This window comes from Marinococcus halophilus (assembly GCF_002265875.1).
In the GTDB taxonomy this organism is placed as follows: Bacteria; Bacillota; Bacilli; order Bacillales; family Marinococcaceae; genus Marinococcus; species Marinococcus halophilus.
In genome coordinates this window covers 63,295-77,437 of the sequence record NZ_NPFA01000007.1, presented here as the reverse complement: position 1 = coordinate 77,437, position 14,143 = coordinate 63,295, and the positions used below count along the sequence as shown (strand labels likewise).

Annotated in this window: 19 protein-coding genes; 8 read left to right on the top strand and 11 right to left on the bottom strand. The window is 46.9% G+C overall.

The genetic code is table 11. The features are described 5' to 3' along the window. Positions 1-933 carry an ABC transporter permease gene (locus CHL76_RS08765; RefSeq protein WP_158219127.1) on the top strand — a complete coding sequence of 311 codons (933 nt, stop codon included), beginning with the start codon at positions 1-3 and terminating at the stop codon, positions 931-933. Positions 934-1,032: 99 nt separating this feature from the next. On the opposite strand, the gene CHL76_RS08760 is transcribed toward CHL76_RS08765, so the two are convergent. The 4 genes from CHL76_RS08760 to CHL76_RS08745 all read right to left on the bottom strand — a co-directional run bounded on the left by CHL76_RS08760 (position 1,033) and on the right by CHL76_RS08745 (position 5,278). Further along, on the bottom strand, positions 1,033-2,403 hold the full coding sequence (locus CHL76_RS08760) for an LPXTG cell wall anchor domain-containing protein (RefSeq protein ID WP_094908427.1): 1,371 nt from the start codon (positions 2,401-2,403) through the stop codon (positions 1,033-1,035). A 152-nt stretch (positions 2,404-2,555) separates the two neighbouring features. Next, the gene (locus CHL76_RS08755) at positions 2,556-2,753 is read right to left on the bottom strand and encodes a hypothetical protein (protein WP_094908347.1); all 198 of its coding nucleotides are present in this window, start codon (positions 2,751-2,753) and stop codon (positions 2,556-2,558) included. Positions 2,754-2,857: 104 nt separating this feature from the next. After that, positions 2,858-3,865 carry a class F sortase gene (locus CHL76_RS08750; RefSeq protein ID WP_094908346.1) on the bottom strand — a complete coding sequence of 336 codons (1,008 nt, stop codon included), beginning with the start codon at positions 3,863-3,865 and terminating at the stop codon, positions 2,858-2,860. A 30-nt stretch (positions 3,866-3,895) separates the two neighbouring features. Beyond that, the gene (locus CHL76_RS08745; protein WP_094908345.1) at positions 3,896-5,278 is read right to left on the bottom strand and encodes a copper amine oxidase; all 1,383 of its coding nucleotides are present in this window, start codon (positions 5,276-5,278) and stop codon (positions 3,896-3,898) included. A 327-nt stretch (positions 5,279-5,605) separates the two neighbouring features. On the opposite strand from CHL76_RS08745, the gene CHL76_RS08740 reads away from it, so the two are divergent. Continuing rightward, positions 5,606-6,226 carry a CHRD domain-containing protein gene (locus CHL76_RS08740; RefSeq protein WP_094908344.1) on the top strand — a complete coding sequence of 207 codons (621 nt, stop codon included), beginning with the start codon at positions 5,606-5,608 and terminating at the stop codon, positions 6,224-6,226. Between the two features lie 108 nt (positions 6,227-6,334). Here the strand turns inward: CHL76_RS08740 and CHL76_RS08735 are convergent, their stop codons facing one another. The 3 genes from CHL76_RS08735 to CHL76_RS08720 all read right to left on the bottom strand — a co-directional run bounded on the left by CHL76_RS08735 (position 6,335) and on the right by CHL76_RS08720 (position 8,009). Further along, the gene (locus CHL76_RS08735; RefSeq protein WP_079476347.1) at positions 6,335-6,517 is read right to left on the bottom strand and encodes a hypothetical protein; all 183 of its coding nucleotides are present in this window, start codon (positions 6,515-6,517) and stop codon (positions 6,335-6,337) included. A gap of 469 nt (positions 6,518-6,986) precedes the next feature. Continuing rightward, complete coding sequence (locus tag CHL76_RS08725) at positions 6,987-7,283, bottom strand: DUF3784 domain-containing protein (RefSeq protein ID WP_079476345.1); 297 nt, start codon at positions 7,281-7,283, stop codon at positions 6,987-6,989. Between the two features lie 264 nt (positions 7,284-7,547). Then, a complete protein-coding gene (locus CHL76_RS08720) occupies positions 7,548-8,009 on the bottom strand; it encodes a hypothetical protein (protein WP_079476344.1) in 462 nt (153 codons plus the stop codon). Between the two features lie 344 nt (positions 8,010-8,353). Here CHL76_RS08720 and CHL76_RS16830 point away from each other — a divergent pair, with 344 nt between their 5' ends. Beyond that, a complete protein-coding gene (locus tag CHL76_RS16830) occupies positions 8,354-8,743 on the top strand; it encodes a hypothetical protein (RefSeq protein WP_143747453.1) in 390 nt (129 codons plus the stop codon). Positions 8,744-9,018: 275 nt separating this feature from the next. On the opposite strand, the gene CHL76_RS08705 is transcribed toward CHL76_RS16830, so the two are convergent. Beyond that, complete coding sequence (locus CHL76_RS08705) at positions 9,019-9,690, bottom strand: hypothetical protein (protein WP_079476340.1); 672 nt, start codon at positions 9,688-9,690, stop codon at positions 9,019-9,021. Continuing rightward, positions 9,691-10,017 (bottom strand): PadR family transcriptional regulator, encoded by a 327-nt coding sequence (locus tag CHL76_RS08700; RefSeq protein WP_079476339.1) that lies wholly within the window; start codon positions 10,015-10,017, stop codon positions 9,691-9,693. 237 nt (positions 10,018-10,254) lie between these two features. On the opposite strand from CHL76_RS08700, the gene CHL76_RS08695 reads away from it, so the two are divergent. The 3 genes from CHL76_RS08695 to CHL76_RS17020 are packed head-to-tail and all read left to right on the top strand — an operon-like array spanning position 10,255 to position 11,025. Further along, positions 10,255-10,527, top strand: coding sequence for a hypothetical protein (locus tag CHL76_RS08695; RefSeq protein ID WP_079476338.1), 273 nt, complete (start codon positions 10,255-10,257; stop codon positions 10,525-10,527). Next, entirely contained in the window at positions 10,524-10,811 is a 288-nt protein-coding gene (locus CHL76_RS08690; RefSeq protein ID WP_079476337.1) for a hypothetical protein, read from the top strand. Before CHL76_RS08695 ends, CHL76_RS08690 begins: the two co-directional genes overlap by 4 nt. Positions 10,812-10,848: 37 nt before the next feature. Continuing rightward, positions 10,849-11,025: a hypothetical protein gene (locus CHL76_RS17020; protein ID WP_158219126.1), complete on the top strand. Its 177-nt coding sequence runs from the start codon at positions 10,849-10,851 to the stop codon at positions 11,023-11,025. Positions 11,026-11,238: 213 nt separating this feature from the next. Here the strand turns inward: CHL76_RS17020 and CHL76_RS08685 are convergent, their stop codons facing one another. Then, complete coding sequence (locus tag CHL76_RS08685; protein WP_079476336.1) at positions 11,239-11,529, bottom strand: hypothetical protein; 291 nt, start codon at positions 11,527-11,529, stop codon at positions 11,239-11,241. A 191-nt stretch (positions 11,530-11,720) separates the two neighbouring features. On the opposite strand from CHL76_RS08685, the gene CHL76_RS08680 reads away from it, so the two are divergent. Both CHL76_RS08680 and CHL76_RS08675 read left to right on the top strand, forming a co-directional pair. Next, on the top strand, positions 11,721-12,308 hold the full coding sequence (locus CHL76_RS08680) for a YIP1 family protein (protein WP_079476335.1): 588 nt from the start codon (positions 11,721-11,723) through the stop codon (positions 12,306-12,308). A 323-nt stretch (positions 12,309-12,631) separates the two neighbouring features. Beyond that, positions 12,632-13,522, top strand: coding sequence for a diacylglycerol/lipid kinase family protein (locus CHL76_RS08675; RefSeq protein ID WP_079476334.1), 891 nt, complete (start codon positions 12,632-12,634; stop codon positions 13,520-13,522). A 35-nt stretch (positions 13,523-13,557) separates the two neighbouring features. On the opposite strand, the gene CHL76_RS08670 is transcribed toward CHL76_RS08675, so the two are convergent. Continuing rightward, on the bottom strand, positions 13,558-14,028 hold the full coding sequence (locus tag CHL76_RS08670; protein WP_079476333.1) for a peptide-methionine (S)-S-oxide reductase: 471 nt from the start codon (positions 14,026-14,028) through the stop codon (positions 13,558-13,560). Positions 14,029-14,143 lie beyond the last annotated feature (115 nt).

Sequence of the window (14,143 nt, the reverse complement as noted above, 5' to 3'; positions counted from 1 at the left end):
ATGCTTACGGCTATCTGGAAAAATGAAAATATGAAATGGATGCATAAAACGAGCACCTGGCTCATCGCCGGTCTAGTAACGGCAATGATCGTTGGAGCTGCGCTGCTTGGGAAATGGAACGGAGTGGAAGAAGAATCGCAGTGGCGTGCCGATTATGAACAGGCGCTTGCCCAGTATGAGGAAGGCGGAGAGCAGACAGCCGCCTCTTTAACACCGGAGCTTGCCGCTGAATATGAATACCGGCTGCAGGAAAATATCCCTCCTATTGCTGCCTACGGCCAGTGGAACTATATGGACGAAATGACGTTAATGATTTCGTTTATTACCCTGTTTTCCATTATCGTCACATCAACGCTGGTCGCCGGCGAATTCCAGTCGGGCTCGGTAAAGCTGTTGTTTATCCGGCCGGTCGCGAGATGGAAGCTGCTCTTGGGCAAATACCTTTCCGGGATGACGTTTGCAGCGCTTCTCACTATGTTCACTCTCGCTCTCGTATACATTACAGGAGGCCTGGTGTTTGGATTTTCTCCGCTCGACGCCCCTTATCTTTACAGCAGCGAAGATTTGCTGGAACGAAGCATAGCGGTTCATATGCTCAGCATGTTTGGCCTTGGTTTTGTTCAAACAGCCGTTATGACGCTTTTTGCTGTGATGATTGCCTCCCTGTTTCGCAGCAACGCCATGGCTATCGGCCTCAGCGTGTTCAGCATGTTTTTCGGCACCACCGCCACCGCTTTGCTGGCGCAGCTCAATGAACCTCTCGCGTCCTACAGCCTGTTTGCCAACAATGACCTCACAGTATTTATCAGCGATAACGTCCGACAGCTCATTGATGTCGGCCCGTGGTTTTCAATTACGGTCTTAAGCTGCTACACCCTGTTATTTGCAGTAACAGCTTTTATCAGCTTTACCCAGAGAGACGTTGCAATCTAATACAGGGCCCTGGTCTGGCCGCACGAAAAGAGCCGGCGTTTTATGAATAAACGCCGGCTCTTTTTCCAGTATGCCTATTATTTTATTTTCAACACGTTCCTAGGCTTCTCTGCGGCGCTTCATGAGTACAATACCTGCCATCACAAGCGCCATGCTTCCGGCAGCGATGCCCCATGGACTAACATTCTGTGCTGTGCCGCCCATGCCGGTTTTCGGCATTTCTTCGGGCATCATGTCACCTTCAAACTGCTCTGGATACTGGGCCACAATAGCTCCCGAAACGCCTTCCCCTACACCAAACATATGACCATAGGCTTCGCGTACATCTTCATAGGCCATGTCATACTCTTCCATGGTATAGCTGTCAAAGGCACCAATCAATTGGTTCACATGCATTTGCAGACCTTCTGCCAGGGCATCGGATTGCAGCTCCCCGCCGGTCGCTTCTTCCATAAATTTGGAGAATTCCATCCGATAGCTATCGAGGTTATCCAATGCTTCCTGCTGGGCTGCTTCATCTTCTGCACCGGTCGCTTCCACGTAATCCACGAAATAGCCGATGTGTTCGCTCCACATGTCTTCAAACTGCTGCCCGGCTTCGTCGCCGTACACAGACTCAATTTCGTCCGAAAGCTCCTGGGTATTCTGGTTCAGGATGCCCGCTGCAGCTCCGAAATCCTCCGCGCCTGCACCGCCTTTTTGCATCGCGGTTACCGCAAGGGCCGCGTGCTCAGAGAACAGGAAGTTCATATCAGAGCGCAGATCGACAGCCGGGGTATCCGGATTGGTGTTGTTATATTTTTCTGGAAACTGATCCGCAATCGCGACTGACAGGTTTTCACTTACCCCGTACATATGCTCCATCGCGTCACTGGCCAGCGAATAAGCTTCTTCATAGTCTCCGGCCACGTAGCTGTCAAACGAGCCAATCAGCTGATTGACGTGCATTTCCAGCCCTTCGGAGGCAGCTTCAGCATCCACACCGCCATTTGTCGCATCATCCAGGAACTGCGAAAATTCCTCGCGGTAATCCTTCAGGTTGTCGAGTGCTTCCTGCTTGGCAGCTTCGTCCCCAGCATCTGTTGCTTCCACATAGTCGACAAAATAGCTGATGTGCTCGCTCCACATATCCTCAAACTGCTGCCCGGCTTCGTCGCCGTAAACCGACGCAATCGTATTGGAAAGGTCTTTTGTATTAGCCTCCAGCGCGGCGGCAGATTCTTCAAAATCCTCTGCGCCATCTGCGCCTTTTTGCATCGTGGTCACGGCAAGGTAGGCATGCTCAGATAAATAATGATCCAGCTGGGCCCGAAGATCGCCCGCCGGCGTCGATACCGAGGCCATCATATCTTCGGACATTTCCGTATTACTTTCGCCTTCATGACTGTCGGCGGATGCAACTCCCGGTGCTGTCGGGATCACGACAGCTGCAGATAATGGCAGTGCCAGCGCCGTACGTTTCCAGTTGATATTCATATTCATGTGATAGTCCCCCTTCATGGTTTGTTACACCCAGTTAACGAAATCGATCAGCAAATGGATCACCGTTTGTTACAATTTATTGAATTTATTGATTATTATTCCATATATAAATTTTTGTCATAAACAGAGGCCTGACAGGGTTAATCCTGCGTAAGACTTGTTTCTCCAAAAACGTATTGAAGCACTCGTTCTTTCATCCCTGCAGGAGGCGTACAGCAGATTTGTTTTTCCTCAGAAGGTAAAAAGCTATCGCTGTGCGTTCCAGAGCCGTCAGCGTATTTTTTGTTTTCTGCCTGTTTATTTACTTCCGTCCCCCACTTTCTTACATTTATGGCCATCGCCTCCCCCTGTTCATGCCTTTATCCCTACGATGGAACAACAAAGACGATGCCGCATTATACGTTCATCGTCCTGTCGTTGATCTATAGTTCTTTCTCTGTCTCTACTCTTCCACAGATACGTCTTCCGAAGGCTTCGATTCCACTCCTTCGGTGTCAACAGCCGTCACATGGTACGTGAAGGCTCCTTCCTCTGTTTCCGTGTAGCTTTTGCGCTCATGGGCATCCACGCTCGCCACCCGGGTGAAATCATCCCCGCCCTCTTCCTGGCGGTATACCCGGTAACCGGCAATGTCCTCATCCCGCACCGCATGCCATTTCACAAGCGATCCCTGGAGAGAGACATTGTCAGGGGACGGCGGCGGTTCCGATGCTTCGTCGCCATCGTTCATCAGGGCTTCTTCGCTCTCCTCGGTGAGCTCGGTATAAACGACCAGCCGTTCATCGTGCGTGCCCTGCTCCTGATTAAAGGTGCCGGTGCACGTAATCAGCTGCAGGTGCCGGCCGTCGCTGGCACCAAAAATATTCTCAATCGGTGCATCCTGCCGTGGATAGCTCACCACTTTTGTCACCGTAAAAGTCAGCTCCTGGCCGTCCTCATTCGTGACATTCACATCGTCTCCGGCTTTCATGTCCTCCAGATCGAAAAACACTGCCGGGCCGCTTTTACTGTCCACATGGCCGGCCATCACTGCATTGCCTTGTTCTCCCGGGGTGACGCCCGGTTCAAACCAGCCGACACCCTCCGCCGAATCCGGTACGCCCATCTGGCCGTTATCCAGTACGCCCACGCCTTCCAGGTCGGCTTCCACATCAATCGATGGAATCGAAAGCGTCGAAGGAGCGGCCAGCTCCATTTCGTCTGCTTCTTCTGTTTTTTCATTCGCTTCGGTGTTATCTGTCACTTGAACAAACTCTTCCACCTTCTGCGAGGACGAGCTTTCCCCCGGTTCTTCGTTTTCTTCCGGATCCGACACGCCCTCTCCCTCGGATAATACCGTGGTTTTCGCCGGAGAGGAGAACAGGGCCTGCTGCGCGTATTGAACCCCCAGGCCAATGGCCACAAACATCATCGCAGCAAGTATCAGGAATTTGATTCGTCGTTTGGTCACCGTTCCCCTCTCCTTTCTATTTACGTGGGATTATTTGGCCAGGTTTTTACGGAACATGAATGCTCCTGCAAGAGCCGTCATCGCGACAGACGCGAATACCCAGGCCCATGGACTATTGCCATTCGCCGTACCGCCCATGCCGGTTTGCGGCATTTCCGCCGGCATCATTTCGCCGTCTTCCATCATCATGTCCGTTCCGAACTGCTCCGGCATTTGCGTGGAGATGGCGCCTCCGAGGTTCTTGCCGATGCCAAACATAAAGGCATAGCCTTCCCGGAAGGAATCGTAGGTGGCTTCATAGTCTTCGTTCATATAGTTATCGTACGTGTCGAGCACCTGGCTTTCATGCATCCATACGGCATCCTGCGCAGCTTCAGTCGGAAGGTTTTCCTCCGTCGCCCCGCCTAAGAAGGCACCAAAGTCTTCCGAGAACATTTTTAATTCATCTTCAGCGGCCTGACGCGCTTCATCGTCTTCTTCCAGTGTAGCAGCTACGATATCGCTCTGGGCATCAATATGCTCGCCCTGCCAGATATCCATGAACTGCACGCCGGCTTCCTCGCCGTAGATGGAGGTGATCGCCGCCCGGAAGTCTTCCGTGTTACCGTCCTCGGCCCACGTAACAAAGTCATAATCGTCCTGCTGGTTCACGCCCTTCTGCATTTCCAGGACGGCCAGACTGAAATGTTCGCCAGCCAGCATGTTCAGGTTCGAACGAAGATCATCTGCGGCGGTATCGGTCGTGTTCTGGTCAAACTGATCCGGCATGCCTTTTACGACCGCGTCCGAGACCGTTTCGCCGATGTCAAACATGCGGGCATAGCCTTCCCGGTAATCCGTATAAGCGGCTTCATAATCCTCAGCCACGTAGTTGTCAAAGGCGCTCTGGACGTCATCTTCGTGAGCGATCAGGGCTTCCTCGGCTGCTTCCTGCGGCAGCTCCCCACCGGTCGCGTCGGACAACAGGGTGCTTAAGTCATCAGCGAAGGTTTGAATTTCGGCTTCGGCTTCTTCCAGACCGGCTTCGTCATCATTTTTGGTAGCTTCCACAATATCCGTAGTGTATTCGTTATGCTCCCGGAACAGGTCGCCGAACTGCTGGCCGGCTTCTTCACCATAAAGAGATGTAATCGCCATCTGCATGTCATCGGCATTCTTGTTCAGGTTCATTTGAACTTCCTCGGCATCCGGAGCATCGTCATACTGCTTCTGCATCGACAGCACGGCTAAAACGAAGTGCTCCGATAACAGTTGGTCAAACGACGCCCGGACGTCTCCGGCGGACATGTCCTTCATCTCCTGCATATCGGCCATCGGCATCTGCTCGCTGGAGCCATTGTCTGCTGCCATTGCGGTTGTCGGCACCATCAGGGTAGCCGCTGTTGCACCTAAAATAAATTTTTTACCAATCATGGAAAAACCCTCCTCGTTTTGTGTTCATACAGGCTAACGAGAAGAAAATCGCTTTGGATCACAATTAATCGAAATTTTATAAAAGCTCTTTAAATTCTCCCTCTTTCATTTTTCGATTTTAACGCTCTTCATACCGAACTATTTGATGTACTGAAAATGCTTATTTACATAATTTTAAAAAAATTCTATCAATTGGTGATCCGTTTTCTTTTCGCCTTCGTAGTCTTATTAATTGAGTGCCTGTATTTAATCTGCACTCATTAAAGGGGGCGCGACTGGTACCTGATCGACCGTTCCATTTCATTAATAATTAAGGGGGAAATGAATATGAAAAAACGCGTCATTGTACCACTGGCATCCGTATTTGCAGTAACCAGCTTTGCCGGCACCGCTTCAGCCGACCACGAGGGACTGGAATTCATGGTGGACTTAACGCCTGAGGCCGAAACCAAAGACGTCGACAGCGACGCTATGGGCGAAGCTCACTTTGAAGTAAGCGAAGACGGGGAGTCCATCATGTATGCTGTCCACGCCGAGGACCTGGATAACGCCGTTGCCGGACACCTGCACAGCGGGGCCGAAAGTGAAGACGGTCCTGTCGAGTTATTTTTATTCGAAAACGATGAACCAATGGATTACGACGGCGAAGTCGCAACCGGCACGCTCACCGAGGATGACCTGGTCGGTGACATGACCTGGGAAGAATTCTCCATGAGCCTTGTCGCAGGTGATGTTTATGCGAATCTTCATACAGAGGAATATCCGGATGGCGAGATCCGCGGCCAGCTGGATGAAGAAGCCCAGGAGGCAGCCATGATGCCGGAGGAAATGCCGCAAACCGGCATGGGCGGTACCAGTGACAACGGCATGACTGGTCTTTGGGCTGGTATTGCTGCTTTAGCAGTTGGCGGCGCAGCATTATTCATGCGCCGGAGAAGCGAAGCTTAAAATGTCAGCAGACTAAATATGTTGAAGCCATTTTCTCCTGCTGTATGGAGAGAATGGCTTTTTTACTTCCAGGCTTTATTTTTCGATACTTCCCGGCCGCTCTGCTGTTTATGTATTTTTGCTTGAAAGAACTCTCGCCAGCAGCCATCCAGCAATAGCAACCTGGACAACTGCTATTACAGCAGCAATCCACAAATTAGCATACATACTCATAGAGAGCATCACATTTGCTGCCGACAGCAAAACCATGGCAACGATAAGAAAGAGGTCTGGGAAAGACAAGATTTGCAACGATTTTCCTCCCTTATTCATTCATTTTATTACGACTCGCCTTTAAAGTGAGTGTTCTAGCAGGTAAAATGATAACAATTTCTTAGGATAAAAAGAAGGTTTTTTTCCTCTATAATAAAAAAGAATCAAGCATACACAAAAACAAAAATGAAAAGGAGGCTTTCGTTGCTGCCGCGAATTGTTACTATTACATGCTGGCTGCTGCTTTTGGGCGGGTTTTCATCTTTTATATTTATATTACTTGAAGAATATGGCATTATAATGACTCTTCTTATCACGCTTTTATGCGGAGCATTTGAGATAGGCCTGGCTCTGTCATTGAAAAGCAGGCACTTAATAATTCTCGGGATTTTGTTGCTCGGCAGCCCTTATATTCTTTTGTTTATTTTGAACAGTATTTAAGCAATGAATCTTTATTGTAACCATTCGCAATGCCTGGAGCTTCCTCCTTTTTTACTGATAAAAAACATCAGCGCTCCACCATTGTCAGCTGAACATAAATAGCAAGCACAATATAGCCGATGGCCATTGTAAACGCCCCGATTGTGATCAATTCTTCCGACGCCTCCACCCAGCGTATGCTCATATAAAACATCAGAGTCCCAACAGCAAAGGCGTATATACCAACGATTCGCGCCAGCTTGCCTTTATCAACCACTTTTTCCTGCCGAAAACCGCTGAGCAAATGCACTTTTTTTCGCACACCGATTACGTAGGAAATAAGCCAATTGATCACCGCCAGCATTAAAAATACCGGTTGAATCATGATCTCTGCTTCCTCCCATCCTTTCTGCAGTATAAATTTGCCTTGCTTTTTTTGTTGCTTATAATACTTAAAGCAGGGTGACTCCACAGGTGGCGAAGGCGGGGCTGGCTGGGCTTCGGCTATTAGGCAGCATTCTCTTTCTTCATTATTCCTGCCTGTTAAGCTCTCGGGAATGTTCGCCCCAATTACCACCAGCCTGCTTTGTCGCCGGAGAATCGCTTAACCTTAACATCATCTGCACTCTCTGGCGGCTAGCGAACTATGTCACTGCTTATGATAAATATTCAACCGCTGAATACCGCTGATAAAAAACGCCGTAAGCACCCCAACGTAAAACAGAACAAGAAAACTTATAAATATGGGAGTGAACGAAAATTCTGGATGAAGGCTTTCTACCAAACGTCCAGCAGCGACCCCTGAAAGAATAAGAACCGTGCCGAACACCATCCAGCTGCACCAATGCTTGGCTTTCCGAATCGATTGAACGGAGGAAGAAACGTCTTCTCCAAACAGCGCCACGTGTTGCGCCAGCTGCCGTATAAGCGGGTTCATCACTGCCAAAGCAGCAGCCCCAGCCACCGGCGTTAACAGACGCATCCTGCTCCCATATGCTTCTTCTCCACCAGGCAGCATGTTGACGGCCACCTCGTCCGGCAACTCACTCCACGCGCACGCTGTAGACAGAATCAGCAGGATGACAACCGCTGCCGAGAGAATATCATGCACCAAATGCCACCTCGAATCTATCACGTTAATAGTTTTATTTTTCCATAAAATCCAAATTTATAAAAGAGCATTCCGCTATTTATTTAAATTCACTGTGCCATCAATAGCGTATTAGATTTATGGTAAAATAAGGAATATAGAAATTTGTATGTTTTCCGGAGGTGTTATGAAAATGGCATCTACAATTATTAATTCTCTCCCCACCGTAATGGCCGTTTTTATTATCATAAGCACAGCCACGGACGTTATTTATCTTCTTTTTTGGCCGTTAACTATTGATCTAAGTATACTGCTTACAGCTGCAATTGCTTTCTATTATTTTGCTTACAGGAGAAAAACCGCAAATGCTTACTGACATTCAATCTTTTTTCTGCAACCTCAGCCCTTTAGCTATCGCCCTTGCTTCACCATTTTTTATTTTGGGAATAAGCGGCACAGGAACCCCGTCGCTATCGTATATCATTATTGGGGGTGCACTTTTATCGCGTTTAACAACAGGAACGATAATCGAAAAGAAAAATGAAAGGCCAAGACATCGCCAATCTTTAGCAATATTTTATAAGTATTGGAGGGGGCGCATTGAGAATTTTCAGGCTTTTGCATCAAATTTTTGGTGCATTGGTGCTTGTTTTAATGATCATGCAGTTAATGCAGCTTTTTGTTATGCCAACATGGCTGTTTCTCATCTTAATAGCTCTTTTAATTGGATCCACCATGTTCGTTTACCTGGATGAACAGAAAAAGCGAAAAGAAGAACCGTATTTTTAGCCAAACATTCCGGCCTAAGCGTTCGTGCTTAGGCTTTTCACTTGTTATGAGTGGTTTCTATCAAAAAAGCCCCTGCTTTTGGGAAGCAGCGGGCCGATTATAGTTATGTTTCAATATGTTTTGAGTTATCCAGGTACCGATACGCAGCTATAGTTAGGATTGGTGCAAGATTAGCATAAAATATTGGCTATATTATGGAAAGAACTAATCCGTTAATTTTCTCGATTTTCTCTTTTCAATTCTATGCTTTTCTTCTCAGCAGTTCTCCTATCAACAGAAAAACCACTCCAGCTACTCCCAGCCAATAAACGGGAAAAGTGATGGTTGGACCGAATGCAGGCAACCAGTAATACATTGCAAAAAATACAGTGCCCGGCACGATACCGAATATAAAACCTGTTACCAGAAATTCCTTTATTTTCGAAACCTCCCGGAAACAAGACCACTTTATATAACGAAACACACTGTATCCCACGACCGATAACATGAAGCTCCCGAGGATAATAATTATTGCTGTCGTGCCCAGGCTGTACGATTTCATTGGCTCCAACTGCTGAAAACCATACGAAAGAATTGTTTGTATCAATCCAGTAGACAGCATATATACACTTAAAAAATAACAAATGCCCATTATAAACAACTTTATCATTTCTTTGGGCACTGTCTGAGGCAGCTCGCCGACAATATCCTTTGCATACTTCCTGGGGTCGGAGCCAAACAGCTCCAAACTGTCTCTCCCCTCTGCCTGCAGAACAAGAAGATGATCTAACAGTTCCAATAGCACCTCTTCGGTCTCCTGTTCACTTTTATTAAATGAAAGGCGGATATAAACCATCATATCTTCATATATCTTTTTATTTTCTTTATTTAATTGATTTCGCTTTTCGTTGTTTTCCTCCACCAACGTACTCACCTACGACTCCTCCTCGTCCAGTAATTGATCAACAGGCTGCTTCAGGGCCTTCCAGTTCTCCCGGAACGCCTTCAGCGAAGCCTCTCCCGCCGGGGTCAGCTTATAGTATTTCCGGTTCGGTCCGCTGCCTGAAGCCTTCATTTCCCCGTGAATCAGCTTTTCCTTCTGCAGCCGCAGGAGCAGAGGATAAATGGACCCTTCCTTAACGTCGATCCCCTGCTGCTGCAGCTTGACAGCTAATTCATAACCATAAACGGTTTCCCGTGAGATTACAGCTAAAATACATCCTTCAAGAATGCCCTTTAAGAGCTGGCTTCGCTCATTCATCTGGCCACCTGCCTTGCAATGCATGCTAGTTATTTAATTAAAAATCCGCCGTGCGTATTACCGCCAGAACGGGTTAAACTAAGTAACACTTCACTACCTTGTATAGCAATATAGCTTTACTTTAATATATCTTCAGTCAAAAAACAACAACGGCTTTGATCATTAAAAGCCTTGTATTTTCGATTCTTATGTTCAAAAATGGAAATAATTACTACCGTCGCATTTAGGAGGGAAATTATGCGTACTGCTGTACATATACTGTATTTTGTTCTGCTCTTTTTCGTATGCGGGTTAGTTGGGTTTGGTTTATTTGGAACTGGCTTTACAGCTACCCTTCATCCTTCAACGTTCCTTTTCTTCTTTTCCTTCAGCGCCATATGGACGCTCAGCTATGTAGTCCATCTACACCTCGGACGCTGGAATCTGCGTCTGGCCTTATGGGTATGCACAGCCCTTGGGATAAACCTGCTGTTCGCTTCAGGGTCAAAAATATTGGAGGTTATTCAATGAAAAAATGGAATCTTTTCATGCTGCTGCTATCCGGCATGCTTTTGGTGTACGGCCTGGGATTGGTATCCCTGTTTACTCTTGGCCTTTTCAGCAGCAATCAATTTTTTATTACCATTGGCATGGCGGTCATTCCTCTAGTCCCATTTTTCGTGTGGCTGTATTTGCTGTACCGGTTTCATGCCAAAAAAGAACTTCAAAACTTTTACATTAGTGTTGGAAGTCTTGCACTTCTGATATTCGCTTTAATATACGATGTGCAGATGCTTCAGCGTTATATTGGCTGATAAGATTTGAATATTTGCCAATAAGGAGGAATTAGACATGAATACCGCATGGAAAACAGGGATATTAGCAGGCTCTCTAACAATTATTATTTTGTTTTTCTTGGACGTTCTGCTTCCCGATCTGCCGGCATTACTCCAGGTATCCAGCAATGCAGTTGTTTCCTTTCTTGCGATGGCAACCGCTTATGCCGTCTTCAGCAAAAAGAATTCGTAAAAATTAACTATAAGGAGCAGTCACGATGAAAATGCTCAAAGTGTTAAAGTATATATAAAAATATATAGGAATTTTCGTTCCTTTTATAATAATTGTTTATATTATACTAGTGCCTATCACCATAGGGCTGTTATTTGGCGTTAACAATAATCCTTAAAAAACGGCGCTCGAAAGTCGTTTTCATATCACCATCACTATCATTTGTCGTTATCGTTAAACAATCCAAAGCGCCATACACAGAGCAGAAGCCATGGCTAAAAGAAACGATCCTGCGACAATAAGCTGCTGAAAATTTTTCCTGCTTTTTCGTTCAATATAATCGCAGCCATTTACGACTAAAAATAACGCTACAGCAGGCAAAGCAAGGTTGTCTGCCGTAAGGGGTTTTCCCATTGCCAGCATGGTGGCGACAAAAAGCATGCCGTAGATAAGAGCTGCTTCGGCCCCGGGGCTTGCTGGCTTCAGCACTCTACTTTTCTCCCCTTTGTCCTTCGCGGCCACCATGCATACCCCTCTTTCTTCGTAAATATTCGCCCAACCTAAAAATAAGAGTTCAAACCTAATTCGGAGCTTTCATTTTAACAAATATATCCAGTCATGACATCCAAATTACCAAATAAAAGGTTGCTCCTTTAATATATGTATATTAATGTTTTAAATGTAACTAAATTACAAAAACCGCAGGAGGACTTCGCATGTTTACATCCATCCTTCAGCTTCCTTTTCAGCCCCGGAAGCAATTCGCCCAAATAAGCAACCGCTATTCACTGGTATTGGTGGCCGTGCTCCTTCTAGCCACCAGTATTGCCCACACATTTATTACGAATTATATCTCTCTTGGCACCAATCAATCGCCGGTCATTCCTGACAACCTCTGGTTTTTGCTGCTTTTGGTTTTGCTCGGAGGCGCGGTGTTTTTTATTCTGCCCCTGATACTGAAAGGCGCGACACGTATTTATGATCACTCCCTTTCATATCAAAAAGCTCTTTGGGTCAACATTCTAGCCATTACTCCAACTTTATTTTTGCTGCCCTTTGCGCTCATTGGTTTGTTTTTATTTCTTACCCTTGGACATATTCCATCGATTTTCTCAAATGCCTATAACGTGCTCGATCTGCTTTCAATCATCTGGACATTTGTGATTACTGTTGGCATGGTCCAGGTGGCTGTTAATACGAGCAGGCCAAGGTCTTTAACCATTTCTTTTACATATTTGTGTTTCACCATATTGGCTATTGTGGCTGCGACTCTCTTCCTGGGCGCTTTTATCGCAGCATTCTAGCACTTGTCCCGTACTGCACCCTGCTGTTGAATATTCTGCAGGCACTCCTTGAAATCTTTCGATTAAAACATGCCTGGTTTGATCATTCCCTCCCCCGGGTAAACCTTTAAGCAGTAAAAAATTTATTAAAAAAGAATTGGAATAAAACTATATTCGGCAGCAATGGACGGTAATCACAGCCAGCCCATAAGCCAGAAAAAGATGAAATTTCTTTTTCTGGTTTTTTATGGGAAAATTGAATTTGAGCATGAGCCCCGCATATTCAAATAGCTGCCATTCTTTCAAGAAACCGTTCACCTACTATCATTAAAAAGGAGCTTTTAATGTCTAAAGCCATGCTGATTATCAACCCTTCGTCCGGGAAGGCCGACGCTCTTTCCCATGAAGCTCCTGCTATTAAAGTATTGCAGGAGCTATATGACAACGTTACAATCCGATACACAGAAAAAGCGGGCGACGCTAAAGACTTGGCACAGCAGGCGTGCGAACAGCGATTTGACGCCCTGGTGACGCTTGGCGGCGACGGCACCGTTAACGAAAGTGTCAATGGCCTGGCAGAGCAGCCCCACCAGCCGGCTTTTGGTTTTCTTCCGCTCGGCACCGTTAATGACTTCGCCAGGGCGCTGCAGCTACCTCTTGACCCTTCTGAAGCTATAGAAGTGATCCGCCAGCAGCATACGATTCCTGTCGACATTGGGAAGGTCGACCGTACGTATTTCATGAATGTCTTAGCCATTGGAGCAATTGCCGAGGCTGTGTACGACGTAAGTCCAGAGCAAAAGTCTGCATTTGGCCCTCTTGCCTACGTCCTCGAAGGAACTAAAGCCTTCCGGCACCACACCCCGTTTGCGTTAACGCTCGAACACGACCAGGGCGTGTGGGAAGGCGACGCTTATCTCGCGCTGGTGGCTTTAACGAATTCGGTCGGCGGCATCGAGTCACTCGCACCCCAGGCGAAGGTGCACGATGGGTGTTTCCATGTGTTTATTGTTAAACGATTAGGGCTTACAAACATCGCGCAAATGATACCGGAACTGCTGCAGGGCTCTCTTTCCCACCACGAGGACATTGAATATTTTGCGACCGCCACCCTGCGCGCAAGTACGGCCGAAAGGCACATTTTTAATATCGATGGAGACGAAGGCCGGCCGCTGCCTTTTGATGCCGCCGTTCTGCCGCATGAGCTTCGTATCTTTGTCCCGCCTGACCGCTAGCAGAAGCAGGTTCAATAGTCATTTAATATTCTATTCTAATTATATTTGCGTAATAACCTCTCTGAAATATGACAATAATCGCCGGGGTGTTTATCCAGTCTGTCCTGATGCTCCTCGGCGCTTTTAACGTAATTTGTCAGAGGCAGCACTTCCACCATTATAAAATCGTAATCCGTTCTCTCCTTAAGAAACGCCTCCGCTTCTGCCAAGTGTTCCGGTTTTTCACTGTACACCCCGGTTCTGTACTTCTCTCCAATATCTTCCCCCTGCTGATTCAAGCTGTACGGATCAATGATTTCAAATAAATATTCCATCAATTCCGTGACGGTGATGACTGCTGGGTCAAATTCCGTTTTCACGCATTCGGCGTAGCCATCGTAGCCACCGTCCCGTGTATGAGTGCTTCCATTCGCCCTGCCCGCTTCTGTAAACTCCACGCCAGGCAGCGTTTTGATAAACGCCTGCACACCCCATAGGCAGCCGCCGGCAAGATATATTGTCTCCATGTGGCCACTCCTTTTATATAAACACAGTAATCCAGTGCGCTTCCTTGTATAAATGAATAAATTAAGACTTATATTAACTGTTTTTACACAAATTTAAAAGATTCGCCAGGTTCAA